Origin of the sequence: Amycolatopsis sp. NPDC058278 (genome assembly GCF_042881395.1) — a bacterium.
Taxonomy (GTDB): Bacteria; Actinomycetota; Actinomycetes; order Mycobacteriales; family Pseudonocardiaceae; genus Amycolatopsis.
Genome location: NZ_JBHVXZ010000051.1, coordinates 19765 through 36233, shown reverse-complemented (window position 1 = coordinate 36233; position 16469 = coordinate 19765). Strand labels below are relative to the sequence as shown.

General features: G+C 69.8%; 18 protein-coding genes. 13 read left to right on the top strand and 5 right to left on the bottom strand.

The genetic code is table 11. The features are described 5' to 3' along the window. Positions 1-137 precede the first annotated feature (137 nt). The 9 genes from ACFVYA_RS25700 (at position 138) to groL (ending at position 9211) form a co-directional block, all read left to right on the top strand. On the top strand, positions 138-377 hold the full coding sequence (locus tag ACFVYA_RS25700) for a hypothetical protein (RefSeq protein ID WP_285991396.1): 240 nt from the start codon (positions 138-140) through the stop codon (positions 375-377). Between the two features lie 105 nt (positions 378-482). Continuing rightward, the gene (locus ACFVYA_RS25695; RefSeq protein ID WP_360185760.1) at positions 483-2132 is read left to right on the top strand and encodes a methane monooxygenase; all 1650 of its coding nucleotides are present in this window, start codon (positions 483-485) and stop codon (positions 2130-2132) included. Positions 2133-2146: 14 nt separating this feature from the next. After that, positions 2147-3175, top strand: a complete 1029-nt coding sequence (locus tag ACFVYA_RS25690; protein WP_387048512.1) for an FAD-binding oxidoreductase — start codon at positions 2147-2149, stop codon at positions 3173-3175. 7 nt (positions 3176-3182) lie between these two features. Next, complete coding sequence (locus ACFVYA_RS25685) at positions 3183-4352, top strand: toluene hydroxylase (protein ID WP_387048510.1); 1170 nt, start codon at positions 3183-3185, stop codon at positions 4350-4352. Further along, positions 4349-4720 carry a propane 2-monooxygenase effector subunit MimD gene (gene mimD / locus ACFVYA_RS25680; RefSeq protein WP_387048509.1) on the top strand — a complete coding sequence of 124 codons (372 nt, stop codon included), beginning with the start codon at positions 4349-4351 and terminating at the stop codon, positions 4718-4720. Before ACFVYA_RS25685 ends, mimD begins: the two co-directional genes overlap by 4 nt. 36 nt (positions 4721-4756) lie before the next feature. Continuing rightward, complete coding sequence (locus ACFVYA_RS25675; protein WP_387048508.1) at positions 4757-5794, top strand: amidohydrolase family protein; 1038 nt, start codon at positions 4757-4759, stop codon at positions 5792-5794. Beyond that, positions 5791-6486 (top strand): iron-sulfur cluster assembly protein, encoded by a 696-nt coding sequence (locus ACFVYA_RS25670; protein ID WP_387048506.1) that lies wholly within the window; start codon positions 5791-5793, stop codon positions 6484-6486. The genes ACFVYA_RS25675 and ACFVYA_RS25670 overlap by 4 nt, the downstream gene beginning before the upstream one ends. After that, positions 6483-7508 carry an NAD(P)-dependent alcohol dehydrogenase gene (locus ACFVYA_RS25665; RefSeq protein WP_387048504.1) on the top strand — a complete coding sequence of 342 codons (1026 nt, stop codon included), beginning with the start codon at positions 6483-6485 and terminating at the stop codon, positions 7506-7508. Before ACFVYA_RS25670 ends, ACFVYA_RS25665 begins: the two co-directional genes overlap by 4 nt. Positions 7509-7519: 11 nt before the next feature. After that, on the top strand, positions 7520-9211 hold the full coding sequence (groL, locus tag ACFVYA_RS25660; RefSeq protein WP_387048502.1) for a chaperonin GroEL: 1692 nt from the start codon (positions 7520-7522) through the stop codon (positions 9209-9211). A gap of 69 nt (positions 9212-9280) precedes the next feature. Here groL and ACFVYA_RS25655 read toward each other — a convergent pair whose 3' ends face one another. Continuing rightward, the gene (locus ACFVYA_RS25655; protein WP_387048500.1) at positions 9281-9880 is read right to left on the bottom strand and encodes a hypothetical protein; all 600 of its coding nucleotides are present in this window, start codon (positions 9878-9880) and stop codon (positions 9281-9283) included. 131 nt (positions 9881-10011) lie between these two features. Between ACFVYA_RS25655 and ACFVYA_RS25650 the strand changes: the two genes are divergently transcribed. Together ACFVYA_RS25650 and ACFVYA_RS25645 are read left to right on the top strand one after the other, a co-directional pair. Beyond that, positions 10012-10653, top strand: a complete 642-nt coding sequence (locus tag ACFVYA_RS25650; protein WP_387048498.1) for a GNAT family N-acetyltransferase — start codon at positions 10012-10014, stop codon at positions 10651-10653. After that, on the top strand, positions 10595-11107 hold the full coding sequence (locus ACFVYA_RS25645) for a TetR family transcriptional regulator C-terminal domain-containing protein (protein ID WP_387048554.1): 513 nt from the start codon (positions 10595-10597) through the stop codon (positions 11105-11107). The genes ACFVYA_RS25650 and ACFVYA_RS25645 overlap by 59 nt, the downstream gene beginning before the upstream one ends. 105 nt (positions 11108-11212) lie before the next feature. Here ACFVYA_RS25645 and ACFVYA_RS25640 read toward each other — a convergent pair whose 3' ends face one another. After that, complete coding sequence (locus ACFVYA_RS25640; protein ID WP_387048497.1) at positions 11213-12397, bottom strand: epoxide hydrolase family protein; 1185 nt, start codon at positions 12395-12397, stop codon at positions 11213-11215. Positions 12398-12458: 61 nt separating this feature from the next. Between ACFVYA_RS25640 and ACFVYA_RS25635 the strand changes: the two genes are divergently transcribed. Beyond that, positions 12459-13391: a helix-turn-helix transcriptional regulator gene (locus ACFVYA_RS25635; RefSeq protein WP_387048495.1), complete on the top strand. Its 933-nt coding sequence runs from the start codon at positions 12459-12461 to the stop codon at positions 13389-13391. 49 nt (positions 13392-13440) lie between these two features. On the opposite strand, the gene ACFVYA_RS25630 is transcribed toward ACFVYA_RS25635, so the two are convergent. The 3 genes from ACFVYA_RS25630 to ACFVYA_RS25620 are packed head-to-tail and all read right to left on the bottom strand — an operon-like array spanning position 13441 to position 15714. After that, positions 13441-14223 (bottom strand): SDR family NAD(P)-dependent oxidoreductase, encoded by a 783-nt coding sequence (locus tag ACFVYA_RS25630; protein ID WP_387048494.1) that lies wholly within the window; start codon positions 14221-14223, stop codon positions 13441-13443. 22 nt (positions 14224-14245) lie between these two features. After that, the gene (locus ACFVYA_RS25625; RefSeq protein ID WP_387048492.1) at positions 14246-15229 is read right to left on the bottom strand and encodes a glutathione S-transferase family protein; all 984 of its coding nucleotides are present in this window, start codon (positions 15227-15229) and stop codon (positions 14246-14248) included. Between the two features lie 8 nt (positions 15230-15237). Continuing rightward, positions 15238-15714: a MarR family winged helix-turn-helix transcriptional regulator gene (locus tag ACFVYA_RS25620; protein ID WP_387048491.1), complete on the bottom strand. Its 477-nt coding sequence runs from the start codon at positions 15712-15714 to the stop codon at positions 15238-15240. A gap of 107 nt (positions 15715-15821) precedes the next feature. Between ACFVYA_RS25620 and ACFVYA_RS25615 the strand changes: the two genes are divergently transcribed. Beyond that, positions 15822-16379: a YceI family protein gene (locus ACFVYA_RS25615; RefSeq protein WP_086865416.1), complete on the top strand. Its 558-nt coding sequence runs from the start codon at positions 15822-15824 to the stop codon at positions 16377-16379. Positions 16380-16469: the final 90 nt, after the last annotated feature.

Below are 16469 nucleotides of genomic sequence, written 5' to 3'. Positions count from 1 at the left end.
TGACCTCCCGTTTCCCCGCGGCCCACGTGGGTGCGGGCACACCCGTTGTGCCGCCCGTCCAGCCTAGGCGCGCGAGGCCCGGGCGGGTGTCTCAAATTGAGACGCACCCGGTGCCGCGGCGGCGGTGCGATGGAGACATGGCCGCCGAGACGTACAACCCCTGGACGATCGTCAACCTGGTCTTCACGCACCTGGCCGAGCAGGGCCTGCACCCGGAGCTCGGCGCGGCGGGCCACCCCGGCGAGCCCGCCGCCGCGCTGCTGCGCGCGTTCGGGATCGTCCCCACCGTCGAGGGTGACGCGCGCGTGCAGGCGGGGATCCACGACGAGCTGGCCGGGCTGCGCGCGCGGCTGCTCGACGCCGACGAAGCATCCTGAGCAGCGGTTCTGTCTCAGATTGAGACCCGCGTCGCCCGCGGATGCCCGCCTAATGGTGAACGCAGGACGCCCTGGGCGGCGAGCTCAGGAGACAAGGAGTGATCCATGAGTCGCCAGAGTGTGGCGAAAGCCCACCAGAAAATCCAGGAACTGTCGTGGGAACCGGCCTACCACACCCCGGTTTCGCACTACGGCACCGACTACACCTTCCGCAAGGCCAAGAAGAAGGATCCGTTGAAGCAGGTCCTCCGCTCGTACTTCCCGATGCAGGAGGAAAAGGACCACCGGGTCTACGGCGCCGAGGACGGCGCGATCCGCGGCAACATGTTCCGCCAGGTCCAGGAACGCTGGCTGGAGTGGCAGAAGCTGTTCCTGTCGATCATCCCGCTGCCGGAGATCTCCGCGGCGCGGGCGATGCCGCTGCTGTTCCGGACGGTCCCGAACCCGGAACTGCACAACGGCCAGGCGATCCAGATGATCGACGAGGTCCGGCACTCGACGATCCAGCAGAACCTCAAGCGCCTGTACATGCAGAACTACATCGACCCGGCGGGCTTCAACTCGAGCCTGCGCAACTTCCAGAACGACTACTGCGGCACGATCGGCCGTCAGTTCGCCGAAGGCTTCATCACCGGTGACGCCATCACCGCGGCCAGCATCTACCTCACGATCGTCGCCGAAACGGCGTTCACGAACACGCTGTTCGTCGCCATGCCGGCCGAGGCCGCCGCGAACGGCGACTACCTGCTGCCCACGGTGTTCCACTCGGTCCAGTCCGACGAATCCCGGCACATCAGCAACGGCTACGCGACGCTGCTGATGGCGTTGTCCGACGAAAGCAACCACCAGCTGCTCGAACGCGACCTGCGGTACGCGTGGTGGAACAACCACGCCGTCGTCGACGCCGCGATCGGCACGTTCATCGAATACGGCACCAAGGACCGGCGCAAGGACCGCGAGAGCTACGCGGAAATGTGGCGGCGCTGGATCTACGACGACTACTACCGTTCGTACCTGGTCCCGCTGGAGAAGTACGGGCTCGTCATCCCGCACGACCTCATCGAAGAAGCGTGGAACCGGATCTGGAACAAGGGCTACGTCCACGAGGTCGCGCAGTTCTTCGCCACCGGGTGGCTCGCCAACTACTGGCGCATCGACCCGATGACCGACGAAGACTTCGAATGGTTCGAGTACAAGTACCCGGGCTGGTACGACAAGTACGGCAAGTGGTGGGAGAACTACAACCGCCTCGCGACGCCGAACGGGCACCACCCGATCGTCGCCGAGGACGTCGGGTACGTGTACCCGCACCGGTGCTGGACCTGCATGGTGCCGTGCCTGATCCGCGAGGACATGGTGGTCGACGAGGTCGACGGCCAGCACCGCACGTACTGCTCGGAGACCTGCCGCTGGACCGACGCCGAGGCGTTCCGGCCCACCTACCAGGGGCGCAGCACCCCGAACATGGGCCAGCTGGTCGGTGCCCGCGAGTGGGAGACGCTCTACCACGGCTGGAACTGGGCCGACGTCGTCTCCGACATGGGCTTCGTCCGCGACGACGGCAAGACCATGGTCGCCCAGCCGCACCTGGACCTCGACCCGAAGAAGATGTGGACGCTGGACCACCTGCGCCGGATGCCCGAGGTGCAGTCGCCGAACGTGCTGCTCAACCAGATGACCGCCGAGCAGCGCGCCGCGTTCGTGGCCGACTACAACCGCCAGGGCCCGGCCGGGCGCCCGGCGCCGCAGGCCTGACGGGCGGGTCCGGCATGACCGAAAAGCACCGCGTCCGGTTCGAGCCGGTCGGGATCGAGATCGACGTCGCCGAGGACCAGACGATCCTGCGGGCCGCCGCCGAGCAGGGCGTCATGCTCATGCACGGCTGCAAGGAAGGGCAGTGCGCGGCCTGCAAGTCGTTCCTCCTCGAGGGCGACGACGTCGAACACGACCGGTACTCGACCTTCGCGCTCCCCGACTACGAAAAGGAGGAAGGCTTCACGCTGCTGTGCCGGGCCCACGCCTACGAAGACCTGACGATCGAGCTGCTCAACTACGACGAGGAGATGATCCAGTCCGGCCTGCCGATCCAGGAGGCGGAGGTCGAGGTCGTCGCCAACGACCCCGTCACCCACGACCTGCGGCACCTGGTGGTGCGGCTGGACGGGGACCTCAAGTTCTTCCCGGGCCAGTACCTGGACTTCGCCGTCCCGGGCACCGGGGAGACGCGGTCGTTTTCCATGGCCAACACCTCGGCCCGCGACGGCTTCCTGGAGTTCGTCATCAAGATCTACCCCGACGGGCTGTTCTCCCGGTTCCTCGACACGGGAGTCGCGGTCGGCGACCGGCTCCGGGTGACCGGCCCGTTCGGGGTGTTCACCCTCCGGGACAACCCGGGCAAGGACCTCGTCTTCGTCGGCGGCGGGGCCGGGATGGCGCCGATCCTGGCGCTGCTGCGGTCCATGGCCGAGCGCGGCCTCGACCGGAAGGCGACCTTCTACTACGGCGCCCGCCGCCGTCGCGACCTCTGCTTCGAGGCGGAACTGCGGGAGCTGGAAGCGAAACTGCCGGGCTTCCGGTACGTCCCCGCGCTGTCCGAGCCGGGTGACGACGACTGGATCGGCGAAACCGGCTTCGTCACCGATGTCCTGCGCCGGGCCGGCGTCGACCTCACGGGCGCCGACGCCTACGTCTGCGGGCCACCGCCGATGGTCGAGGCGGCGCTGGAGCTGCTGCCCGCGCTGGGCGTCGACGGCAAGCGCGTCTTCTACGACAAGTTCACCACCACGGGCGAAGGGTAAGGAACCCATGACAGCCACCCACGAACGCAGCGTGCCGAAGCCGACGTTCACCGACGCCGAAGCGGGTGCGAAGGTCTTCCCCGACTCCGACGCCCGGCGGTTCAACTACTTCACCGCCGCCAAGCGCAAGCAGAGCCACTACGAGGACGTCACCGTCGAGGTCCAGCCCGACCCGCGGCACTACCTGTCCCAGGGCTGGCTCTACGCCTTCGCCGACGGCCAGGGCGGCTACCCGCTGGAGTGGACCGCGCTGAAGGCGTGGGGTTCCGACCGGCCGCTGCCCGAACGCGGCCCGGGCTCCGGCGGCCGGGGCTACGACTGGCCGGCCCTCGGCTGGCACGAGTTCCGCGACCCCAACGAGGAGTGGGAGCTCACCCTCTACCGCTACAACGCGAACGTCGTCCGCCAGCTCAACCAGAACATCGACGCCGCCCGGCAGGCCAAGGCGTTCGAGCAGTGGAACCGCAACTGGGTCGACTTCGTCGCCAAGCACGTCGGCGCGTGGATGCACGTCGACCACGGCCTCGGCCTGTACCTGTTCGCCAACGCCAACCGGCGCGCCCCGACGAACATGCACAACAACGCCATCTCGGTGAACAGCATGCACCGCATCCGCGCGGCGCAGGACCTGGCGCTGTACCACCTGACGCTCACCGAGGAGATCGAGGGCTTCGACGGCATCGCCCACCTCGCCACCTGGAACGAGGACCCGGCCTGGCAGGGCGTGCGGGACACCGCCGAGCAGCTGACCGGGATCTGGGACTGGTGCGAGGCGATCTTCGCCGCGAACGTGGTCTTCGAGCCCCTGGTCGGCGAACTGTTCCGCAGCAACCTCGTCCAGCAGGCCGCACCCGCGAACGGCGACTTCGTCACCCCGACGCTCATCGGCGCCGAAGAGTTCGACTTCTCCGAACGCGACCTCCGCTACACCAAGGCGATGTTCCACCTGCTGGTCAACGACAAGGAGTTCGCCGCGCACAACCAGGCGCTGCTGCAGAAGTGGCTCGAGGACTGGGTGCCGAAGAGCATCGCCGCCGCCCGCGCCCTGCAGCCGCTGTGGTCGCAGCCCGACGCCAAGCCGATCCGGTTCGAGGACGGTCTCGACCGGGCGAAGAGCCGGTTCGCCGGAATCCTGTCCGAATTGGGCCTCAAGGCACCCGAGGAGCTGGGCCAGTGACTGTCTTCAAGACCGCGGAAAGCCCGTTCAAGGCCGACAACACCGCGTCGAACATGTGCGGTTTCACCCTGATGAACAACCAGGTCGGCGCGATCATCGCGGAAGTCATGTCCGCCAAGGAGAACGTGACCGTGACCCCGCTGCCGTCGATGATCCGCGTCGACGCCCGTGGCCGGACGGACCTGGTCTACGCCGAGGTCGACGAAGCCGCCGGCGAGGAAGAGGGCTGGTTCAACGCGGCCGAGTTCGAGGAGAGCATGTCCACCCACTACGGGCGGATGATCCACGAGGACGACCGCACGATCATGTTCGCCAACCCCGAGGACGCGGCCGAATACCTCGACTTCGACCTGAAGGTAATCCGCTAGGAACACCGCACTCGATCCCGCTCAGGAGGATCAGGAATGTACGAAAAAGACGGCGAAAAATACTTCGTGGTGGACGCCCACACCCACTTCTGGGACGCGAGCCCGGAGAACTGGGTGGAAGGCCAGGAGGAATACGCCAAGGGCTGGATCGAGTGCTTCCACGCCTACCAGGGACTCGGCCCGAAGGAGACGCACTGGCCGATCGACCGGTTCCAGAAGTACTCCGAGGAACTGATGATGCACGACCTGTTCGAGGTGGGGCACGTCGACAAGGCCATCTTCCAGCCGACCAACCTGCGGCAGTGGTACAAGACCGGGTTCAACACCACCGAGAACGACGGCGCGCTGGCCGAAAAGCACCCGGACAAGTTCCTCGTCAACACCACCTTCGACCCGCGGGAAGGCGACGCGGGGATGAAGGCGTTCGAGGAGCGCGTGAAGCGGTACAACTGCAAGGGTGTCAAGCTCTACACGGCCGAGTGGCGGGGCGGCTCCCGCGGCTGGAGCCTGAAGGACCCCGCCGCGGCTCGCTACCTCGAGAAGTGCGAAGAGCTCGGCGTCACCAACGTCCACATCCACAAGGGACCGACGATCTGGCCCCTGGACAAGGACGCCTTCGACGTGTCCGATGTGGACCAGGTGGCGACGAGTTTCCAGGGCCTGAACTTCATCGTCGAGCACGTCGGCCTGCCGCGCATCGAGGACTTCTGCTTCATGGCCACCCAGGAGCGGAACGTCTACGCGGGGCTCGCCGTCGTTGTCGGCGGCCTGATGCACGCCCGCCCGAAGTTCTTCGCGAAGGTCATGGGTGAGCTGATGTTCTGGCTCGGCGAGGACAAGCTGATCTTCGGCGCGGACTACGCGATCTGGGAGCCCAAGTGGCAGGTCGAGGGCTTCGTCGACTGGAACATGCCGGCCGACGACGAGCTGTCGGACTTCGCGCCGCTGACCGTCGACCAGAAGAAGAAGATCCTCGGGCTGAACGCCGCCCGTCTCTACGGCATCGACGTCCCCGAGGAGCTGAGGCTCGCGGATCCGGAGAACGTCGAGCCCGTCGGCGTGCCGAACTCATGACCGCCGTGGTGACCGGCGCCCGCGCCGCCGTGTGGGCGGCGCTGGGCACCGTCCGGGATCCCGAACTGGACGAACCCCTCACCGGCCTCGGGTTCGTGGCCCGCTGCGAGGTGAGCGACGCGGGCCACGCCGTCGTCCGGCTGCGGCTGCCGACGTACTTCTGCGCGCCCAACTTCGCGTTCCTGATGGTCGCCGACGCCTACGACGCCGCGGCCGGGGTGCCGGGCCTGACCGGGCTCGACATCCGGCTCGACGACCACTTCGCGTCCGACGTCATCAACCGCGGGGTGGCCGCGCGGCAGGGGTTCGTGGCGTCGTTCGAGGGCGAAGCCGCCGACGAACTCGACACCCTGCGGCACGACTTCGTCCGCAAGGCCGTGCTGGCCGGCACCGACCGCGTCTGCCGGTCCCTCGGTCGAGACCCGCGATCGCTGACCCTCGGCGATGTCCCGCCGAGCCCGGACCTCGACCGGTTGCGGGCCCGTCGCCGCGAACTCGGCCTGCCCGCCGAGGACGGCGACCCGCTGCTGCTCGACCCCGCGACCGGCGCCGCAGTAGCCCCGGCCGACGCGAAGCGGCACCTCGCCTTCGCGCGGCTGACGCGCACCAGCATGGAGGCCAACTCGGGCGTCTGCCGCGGCATGCTGCGCGTGCGGTACGCCCTGACCAGCGAAGAGGAGGGCACGGGATGAAGGCCGTGCGGCTGCAGAAGTACCACGAGCACCCGGTGATCGACGACGTCCCGGAGCCGCGCGCCACCGGGCCCTTCGACGTCGTGGTCAAGATCGGCGGCGCCGGCGTCTGCCGCACCGACCTGCACATCATCGAGGAGCAGTGGGCCGGGAAGTCCGGGGTCGAGCTGCCGTACACGATCGGGCACGAGAACGCGGGCTGGGTGCACGAGGTCGGCCCGGCGGTGACGAACGTCGAGGTCGGCGACACGGTCATCCTGCACCCGACGCCGACGTGCGGGCTGTGCCACGCCTGCCGCGCGGGCGACGACATGCACTGTCCCCACGGGAGCTTCCCGGGCATCGACAGCGACGGCGGGATGGCGGAGTACCTGCTGACGTCGGCGCGGGCGTGCATCAAGCTCGACCCGGCGACCCAGCCCAGTGATGTCGCCGCCCTCGCCGACGCGGGCATCACCGCCTACCACGCGGTGCGCAAGGCCGTGCCGCGCCTGTACCCGGGCACCACCTGCGTCGTCAACGGCGCCGGCGGCCTCGGGCACATCGGCATCCAGTCGCTTCGCGCGTTGACGGCCGCCCGCGTGATCGTGGTGGACCGCAACGCCGACGCCCTGGAACTGGCGTCGACCCTGGGAGCGGACGAAACGGTGCTGGCCGACGGCAAGCAGGTCGAGGCGGTGCTCGACCTGACCGATGGCCACGGCGCCGAGGTCGTCCTCGACTTCGTCGCCGAGCAGGGCGCCCAGCAGGACGCCTTCGCGATGACCCGCCGCGCCGGGTCGCACTTCGTCATCGGCTACGGCTCGAACATCGAGATCCCGACGATCGACATCATCTCCACCGAGCGCAACGTCATCGGCAACCTCGTCGGCACCTACAACGACCTGGCCGAGCTGATGGTGCTGGCCCAGGCCGGGAAGGTCACCCTCCACACGAAAAAGTACCCCCTGGACGCGGCGCTCGACGCGCTGGCCGACCTCGACGCCGGGCGCGTGCGCGGCCGGGCCATCCTCACCCCCTAGGAGCACCGCACATGGCGAAGGAACTGCGGTTCGGCCCGGACGCCCGCGACCTGCTGCTGGCGGGCGTCGACAAGCTGGCCGAAGCGGTCAAGTCCACCCTCGGCCCCAAGGGCCGCAACGTGATCATCGAGAAGATCACCGGCTCGCCGGTGGTCACCAACGACGGCGTCACCATCGCCCGCGAGATCCACCTGAAGAACCAGTTCGAGAACATGGGCGCGCAGCTGGTCAAGGAAGCGGCGATCAAGACGAACGACGTCGTCGGCGACGGCACCACCACGGCCACCGTGCTCGCGCAGGCGATCGTCCGCGAAGGGATGCGGGCCATCTCGGCCGGCGGCAATCCGGTGCTCGTCAAACGCGGCATCGACCACGCGGTCGGCCTGCTGGTGGCGCACCTGGAGAAGCAGGCCCACCCGGTGGTGTCCGAACAGGACTACGCGCGGGTGGCGGCGATCTCGGCCAACGACGACGACGCCGTCGGCGCGGTGATCGCGAAGGCCCTGCACACCGTCGGCGACGGCGGGGTGGTGACCGTCGAGGAGTCGCCGTCGATCGGGATGAGCGTCGAGTTCGTCGAAGGGTTCGAGTTCGACAACGGTTACCTCTCGCCGTACCTGGTCACCGACCCGGGTCGGCTGGAAGCGGTGCTCGACGACCCGTACATCCTGATGTGCGCGGAGAAGATCACCAAGGTGCAGCAGCTGATGCCGCTGCTCGACAAGGTGATGCGCGCGCCCCGGCCGCTGGTGGTGATCGGCGAGACGGTCGAGGGCACGGCGCTGTCCATGCTGGTGCACAACCACATGAACGGCACCTTCCAGTCGGTCGCCGTCCGCGCGCCCGGCTTCGGCGACCGGCGGCTGCACAAGCTGGAGGACCTCGCGGCCATCGTCGGCGGCGCGGTGCTCTCGCGGCAGTCCGGGTTCACGATGGAGACGATGACCCTCGACCACCTCGGCCGGGCCAAGCAGGTCCGGGTCACCGAGAACCGCACCACGATCGTCGGCGGCGCGGGTTCTCCTTCCGCGGTCGATTTCCGGGTCGGGCAGCTGCGGGCGGAGCTGGAGCGCGCGCAGTTCGGCGTCGACGAGGACGTCCTGACCGAGCGGATCGGGGCGCTGACCGGCAAGGTCGCGGTCGTCCGGGTCGGCGCCGCCACCCCGGCGGAGCTGAAGGAACTGCAGCACCGGGTCGAGGACGCCCTGTCGGCGACCCGGGCGGCGATGGCCGAGGGCATCGTGGCCGGCGGGGGAGCGGCACTGCTGCACGCCGAGAAGGCGTTGGAGGGCCTCGGGCTGGAGGGCGACCAGGCGATCGGTGTCGAGATCGTCCGGCGGGCCCTGGCCGAACCGGCGTTCCTGATCGCGCACAACGCGGGCCACCCGGCCCACGAGATCGTCGCGCGGACCCGGGAACTGGGCGACGACGAGGGCTTCGACGCGCTCCACGAGCGCTACGGCGACATGGTCTCGATGGGCGTCGTCGATCCGTTGCGGGTGTGCCGTTCGGCGGTGCAGAACGGCGCTTCGGTCGCGGGCCTGCTGCTCACGACGAACTCGCTGATCGCCGAGGAACAGACCCCGTGGGGCGGCAGCGCGGCCCTGATGACCGAGTTCGGCCCGCTGGACGAAGGCCTGCACCAGCCCTCACCGGACGCCAGCACGCCGCAGTCCCTCGGGATGGGCCCCTCCGTCGGCTGAGCTCTCCGGCCCGCGGAGTGCGGAGATCTCCCCGCCGGTGTCCTGAGCCCCGGCGGGGAGTCCTCCGGCTCAGGGGGCGAGCCCGTGCCGGGCCAGTTCGTGCCCGGCGAGCTTCTCGATGACGTCCCGGTCACGCTCCCGCCAGCCGGTGGCCGGCTCGCCGACGGAAGCCAGGCGCCCCAACGGCTGCGTGGCCAGGGCCCGCAACGCGAGCAGATCCAGTCCTTCGTCGCCGAGGGCCCGCAGGCGCGCGGCCGCCGTGGCGCGGCGGGTGTAGCGCCACCGCAGCGGGAGCCAGGTCACCACCAGCGCCAGCACCGGCAGCGCGATGATGATCGCCGCCATCCACCAGGCCAGGTTCTCGACGGCTTCGATCTGCCAGTGGCCCGCGTCCGTGAGCTTGGTCCCGACGTCCGAACCGCCGTGGAGGGCCTTCGCGAGCGCGTCCCCGACGAGCGGGATCCCGTCGGCGGAGTTCGCCGCGGAGTCGAAGGTGCCGCGCAGGCCGGTGCCGGCGTCGACGAGCCCGTCCCCGGGCGCCCGCAGCTTCATGACTTCGTCGTACACCGAGTTCGCCAGCCACACCGCGAAGACGACGAGCAGCACGGCCAGGAGATCGCTCACGAGCTGGGCGGTACGGCGGATCGGCCGTTCGGCGTAGAGCTGCATCGGGGGGCGCCTTTCGCGGTGGGGGAGCGCGGCCACGGCAACGTACCCGCCGCGCTTGCGGGCGAACCGCCGCGGTGATCTATGACGGCGGTCATAGTGTGTTCTCCCGGTTGGTGTGCTCTCATGGCACTATGACCACTGTCATAGAGGACGTGGACCGCGAGCGTGTCGCCGCCGTCGTCGCGGCCTGCTCGCCCGACAGCCTCCGGCGCCGGTTCATGATGGGCGGATCCGCCCGCCCGGCCGACGTTTTCGAGCGTTACCAGCGGTTTCTGCTCGCCGGGCCACCGGCGGGCGTCGCGCTGCTCGCCTACCGCGGGGGCACGCCGGTGGGGCTGCTCAACTTCGTCTCCGAGACCCCGGGTGAGGCGGAGGTTGGGATCCTCGTCGCCGACGCGTGGCAGCGGCAGGGGATCGGCAGCGCGCTGAGCCGGTGGCTGTGGGCGTCCGGGCGCTGGGCGGGCTGGACCGTGCGGGCCACCGTGTGGGCCGGGAACACCGGAGCCGAGGCGCTCCTGCTGGGCCAAGGCTTCCGCCCGGTGCCCGCCTACGAGCGCGGCGAGCGGGACTTCGCCCTGGTCGTGCCGGACTGGGCTACCATGACGGACGTCATGAAGGAGGCGGTCGATGACCAGGGCACCGCGCGAGCGGATGGTGCTCAGCGCCGCGCAGCTGGTGCGGATCCACGGTGTCGGGGCGACCGGCATGCGGGACGTGGTCGCCCACGCCGAAGCGCCGCGGGGGTCCCTGCAGCACTACTTCCCCGGCGGTAAGGACCAGCTGATCGCCGAAGCCGTCGCCTGGGCCGGCGACTACGCCGCCCGGCGGGTGGCGCGCGTCGCGGCGAAGCTCGCGGACCCGACCCCCGGCAACCTCTTCGAGGCCATGGCGGCCCAGTGGCGCGACGAGTTCACGACGGCGGGCTTCGACGCGGGCTGCCCGCTGGTGGCGACGGTCGCCGACACGGCCGCGACCAGCGACGAACTGCGGGAAGCCGTCGGCAAGGCCTTCGACGGCTGGCAACGCCCGGTCGCTGCCACCCTCGAGCAGCTGGGCGTCCCCCCGGCCCGCAGCACGTCACTGGCGGTGCTGATGCTCAGCACCCTCGAGGGCGCGATCGTCCTGGCCAGGGCACACCAGGACGTCGCACCGCTCGACACGGTGGTCGCGGAACTGCGGCCGCTGCTCGACGGCGCCGTGGACCGGCGGCGGCGCCGCGAGCTCTGAGGTGGCCACGGACGAGCCGATGTCGTTCCACCCGCACGACGAAGCGGCTGGTTTTGCGGCCGCGGTGCTCGAAGCCGCGACGGCGACCGGGCGGAAGCGGCACCATCACGTGTCCACAGGAGACAGTGGTGAGGTCGTCCGGCCGACTCGCTCGCTGCCCTTGAGCTCTCGGAAGAATTCCCGGATGTCGCCCACCAGGACTTCCGGCGCCTGAAGGGACGCGAAGTGCCCACCGGTGTCGTACTCCGACCACCTCGTCACCGTGTTCGACAGCTCGGCCAACCCCCGGAGCGCGTGGTCGCCCCGGAAGTTCGCCACGGCGGTCGGGACGCCGGAGGGGGCGGGCCGCTCGCCCCAGCCGTCCTGGCCGGCCTCCAGGTAGAGGCGTGCGGCCGAGCCGGCGGTGCCGGTGAGCCAGAAGATCGTCACGTTCGTCAGGATGGCGTCCCGGCTCACCGGCGTCTGGTTCGTGGCCGTGGGGTCCCAGTCGACGAACCACTCGAGGTTCCAGGCCAGCTGCCCGGCGGGCGAGTCGTTGAGTGCGTAGGCCAGGGTCTGCGGGCGGGTGGCCATCTGCGTGGCGTAGCCGGAGTGGGCGTACCACCAGGTTTCGTTCTCCCGCGCCCGTTTCCGGTCCTCTTCGGACAGCCGGTCGAGATCACCGGGAGCGGTCGGCACCCCGGCGTTGGCGACGGCGTTGACGTGCACGCCCAGCACCGCTTCGGGAGCGACCCGGCCGAGCTCGGGGGAGACGATGCTGCCGAAGTCGCCGCCCTGGGCGCCGTAGCGTTCGTAGCCGAGCCGCCGCATCAGCTCGGCCCAGGCCCGGGCGGTCCGGCGCGTGTTCCAGCCCGGGGCTCCGGTCGCGCCGGAGAAAGCGAACCCGGGCACCGACGGCGCGACCACGTGGAAGGCGTCCTCCGGGGCGCCGCCGTGGGCGCGGGGGTCGGTGAGCGGCCCGAGGACGTCGAGGAAGTCGGCGACCGTGCTCGGCCAGCCGTGGGTCATGATCAGCGGGGTGGCGCCGGGCTCGGGGGAGCGGACGTGCAGGAAGTGGATGCGCTGGCCGTCGATGGTGGTCGTGAACTGGGGGTGGGCGTTGAGCCGGGCTTCCTGGGCCCGCCAGTCGAAGTTCGTTCGCCAGTACTCCGCGAGCTCGGCGAGGTAGGGCTGGCTGACGCCGTAGTCCCAGCCTGCGCCGGGTAGCTCCCCCGGCCAGCGGGTCTTGGCCAGGCGGTCGTGGAGCTCGTCGAGGTCTCGCTGGGGGACGTCGAGGTGGAAAGGATCCATGGGGCGACCCTCTCGCCTGTGTAGGACAGCTTCGGTCCTCGACGTCTGGCAGTCTTCGGGAATGCGCGAAACCTCCGGCCGGCTGCTCCGGCTGCTGTCGCTGCTGCAGGCGCACCGGGACTGGCCGGGTACCGAGCTCGCGGACCGCCTCGGCGTGACGACGCGCACAGTGCGCCGCGACGTCGACCGGCTGCGGTCGCTCGGCTACCCGGTGCACGCGGCGATGGGGCCGGCCGGCGGTTACCGGCTCGGCGCCGGGGCCGAGCTGCCCCCGTTGCTGCTGGACGACGACGAGGCCGTCGCGGTGACGATCGCCCTGCACACGTCCGGCTCGGAAGAGGCGTCACTGCGGGCGCTGAGCAAGCTTTCGCGGGTCCTTCCATCCCGGCTGCGCCACCGCGTCGCGGCACTGGAGGCGAGCATGCTGGCGTTGCCGGTGCGCGGCCCGGAGGTGGCGGCGGCGGTGCTCACCCAGGTTTCGGCGACGATCCGCGCGGCCGAAACGCTGCGCTTCGACTACGTCAGCCACGACGGCACCTCGTCACACCGGACGGTGGAGCCCCATCGCCTGGTGTCCTGGGGACGGCGCTGGTACCTGGTCGGCTGGGACACCGGCCGCGCGGATTGGCGCACCTTCCGCGCGGACCGCCTGTCCCTGCGCACACCCAACGGACCCCGGTTCGCCCACCGCGACCCCCCGGACGGCGACCTCACGGCGTACCTGACCCGGACGATGGGCCGGGAGATGAGGCCCTACCGCGCGGTGCTGAAGCTCCACGCGCCGGCCACGGCGGTAGCGGACCGCGTCGAAGGCGAGGTGACACCGATCGACTCGCGGAGCTGCCGGCTGGAGCTGGCGTCGGATTCGTGGGACATCGTGGCGTTCGTCGTCGGGATGCTCGACGTGCCGTTCGAGGTGGAGTCACCCCCGGAACTGACCGAGCGGCTCGAGGTGCTCTCCACGAGGTACGCCGCCGCCGTCAGGTCCCGCTGAGCCGGCCTTTGCCGCGGATCGCCCCGGAAACCAAGGTTGCCGAAGCGGCTCAGGTGTGCGTGCCGCCGTCGATGCGGATTTCCGTGCCCGTGATGAACTTGCCGTCGTCCGAGGCCAGCATCGCCACCACTCCCGCCACCGTCTCCGGGCCCGCCACCGCGTTGCCCACCTCCGTCGTCAACTCCGTCGGCAGGAGCGGCAGCAAGCGCCCGAACAGGGAAAAGTCGATGTTCTGGGGCAGCCAGCTCGCCGCCGAGTCCGTGATGCCGCTCTTCACGCTTCCCGGGGCGATGCTGACCGCGCGCAGGCCCTGCTTGCCGTACTCCAGGGCCAGCGAGTGCGTGAACGCCTGGATGCCGCCCTTGCTCGCGCTGTACGCCGCCATGTACGGGTGGGCGAACGACGCCGATGTCGAACTGAAGTTCACCACCACGCCGTTGTCCGACGCCAGCAGCGACGGCAGGGCCGCGCGCGTCACCAGGAACGTGCCCGTCAGGTTCACCGCCAGCACCCGGTTCCACAGCTCCAGCGACGTCTCGTGCGTGTGCGACGCCAGCAGGATCCCGGCCGCGTTGACCAGGACGTCGAGGCCGCCGAGCACGTCGACCGCCGACTTCACCCCGAATTCCACCGATGCCTCGTCGGCCACGTCCATGACGTACGTCGTCAGGCCGCCGATGCGCGCGGCTTCCTGGGTGCCGAACAGGCCCTCTTCGGAGACGTCGGTGCCGATGACCTGGGCACCCTCCTCCATCAGGCGGAGCGTGGTGGCCCGGCCGATGCCGGAACCGGCGCCGGTGACCAGGACTCGGCGATCGCGCAGGCGTTCCATGGCGATCACCGTAGCCAAGATCTCAGAGCGCGGGCACCCTCTCGCCGGCAGGCGGCGGCCCCGGCGGCGTCCCGTCGCCGAACGGGCGGCCGCCCAGCTCTTCGCGGCCGTGCGGGGTGAGCCAGCCCGACGCGTCCGGGCCCAGCGGGACGATCCCCGTCGGGTTCACGTTCTTGTGCACGACGTAGTAGTGCTCCTTGATCTGGGCGAAGTCGATCGTGTCGCCGAACCCCGGCGTCTGGAACAGGTCGCGCGTGTACGCCCACAGCACCGGCAGCTCGGTGAGCTTCTGCCGGTTGCACTTGAAGTGGCCGTGGTACACCGCGTCGAACCGCACCAGCGTCGTGAACAGCCGGATGTCCGCTTCGGTGATCGTGTCGCCCACCAGGTACCGCTGGTCCGCCAGCCGCTCCGACAGCCAGTCGAGCCGGGCGAACAACTTGCGGTACGAGTGCTCGTACGCCTCCTGGGACCGGGCGAACCCGCACTGGTACACGGCGTTGTTGACGTCGGTGAACACCTTCTGCGCCACGTCGTCGATCTCGTCCCGCAGCTTCTCCGGGTACAGCTCCGGCGCGCCGGAGCGGTGGTACGCCGTCCACTCCGTCGACATGTCCAGCGTCATCTGCGCGAAGTCGTTCGTGACGACCTGGCCGCTCGGGATGTCGACGAACGCCGGCACCGTGATACCGCGCGGGTAGTCCGGGTCGCGCTTGAAGAACGCCTCCTGGAGGCGCTCGATGCCGAGGACCGGGTCGCGCCCGTCCGGATCGAGGTCGAAGCTCCAGCTGCGCTCGTCGTGCACCGGGCCCGCGATGCCCATCGACAGGACCGGCTCGAGGCCCAGCAGCCGGCGCACGATCACCGCGCGGTTGGCCCACGGGCACGCCCGCGCCACCACCAGCCGGTAGCGGTCCGGCTCGACCGGCCAGCCGTCGCGGCCGTCGGCCGTGACGCGGTCCGGCAGGTAGTTCAGGTCGCGCTTGTACTCGCCCTTGTCGGTCATCGGCGTCCTCAGCAGTCGTCGGTCGGGGGAGCGGCGTCCAGTGCCGCGGCCAGCCGGGCCAGCACCGGCCCGGCCGTGCGGATGTCCTCGGCGCTCAGGTGGTCGAACACCGACGCCCGCACGCGGGCGAGGTGGCCCGGGTAGGCCGCCTCCAGTCTGGCCAATCCCGCCTCGGTCAGCACGGCGTTGGACGCGCGGCCGTCCTCCGCGCAGCGGCGCTTCTCGACCAGGCCGCGGCGCGTCAGGTCGTCGACGACCCGGCTGATCCGGCTCAGCGACAGCCCCGTGGTCGCGGCCAGCGCCGAGATGCGGAGGAGGTGATCCGGGGCTTCGGACAGCGCGACCAGCACCCCGTAGTCGGTGATCGCGAGCCCGGTATCGGGCAGGAACTGGTCTTCGAGCGCTCGCGGCAGCGCGGTCATGATGCGCATCAGCGGCCGCCAGAACGCGGTTTCGTCGGGGTCGAGCGCGGACAGTTCACCCATACCGGCGACTCTACCGAAAGCTTGCTTGCGCAACCAGCCAAAGTGAGTACAGTGTCGTTGAACCCTCAATCACAGGGGGGCGCCACCACGAGGAGAGAAGAACAGCGATGACCAGCGCGACCACCTACCCCCAGCTGACCGGCGAATACACCCTCGACGCCGCCCACTCGCGGATCGGGTTCGTCGCCCGGCACGCCATGGTGACCAAGGTGCGCGGCAGCTTCAACGAGTTCACCGGCGCCGCGACCATCGACGGCGACGCGCCGGAGAAGTCGAGCGTCCAGGTGACCATCCAGGCCCACAGCATCGACACCCGCAACGCCGACCGCGACGGGCACCTGAAGAGCAACGACTTCCTGTCGATGGACGAATACCCGCAGATCACCTTCACCTCGACCGAGATCAAGCAGACCGGCGACACCAGCTTCGACGTCACCGGCGACCTGACCATCAAGGACGTCACCCGCTCGGTGACCGTCCCGTTCGAGTTCGAGGGCTCCGCGAAGGACCCGTTCGGCAACGACCGGATCGGCTTCGAGGGCTCCACCACGATCAGCCGCAAGGACTACGGCATCACCTGGAACGCCGCGCTCGAGACCGGCGGCGTGCTGGTGAGCGACAAGGTCACGCTGGAGTTCGAGATCTCCGCGATCAAGTCCGCCTGATCCCGGGAGCGGGAACCGGGGTCACCGGTTCCCCCTCCCCCGCAGGTTACCGATGCCCACCTCGAACGCCGCGTATAGCAGGATCAAGTC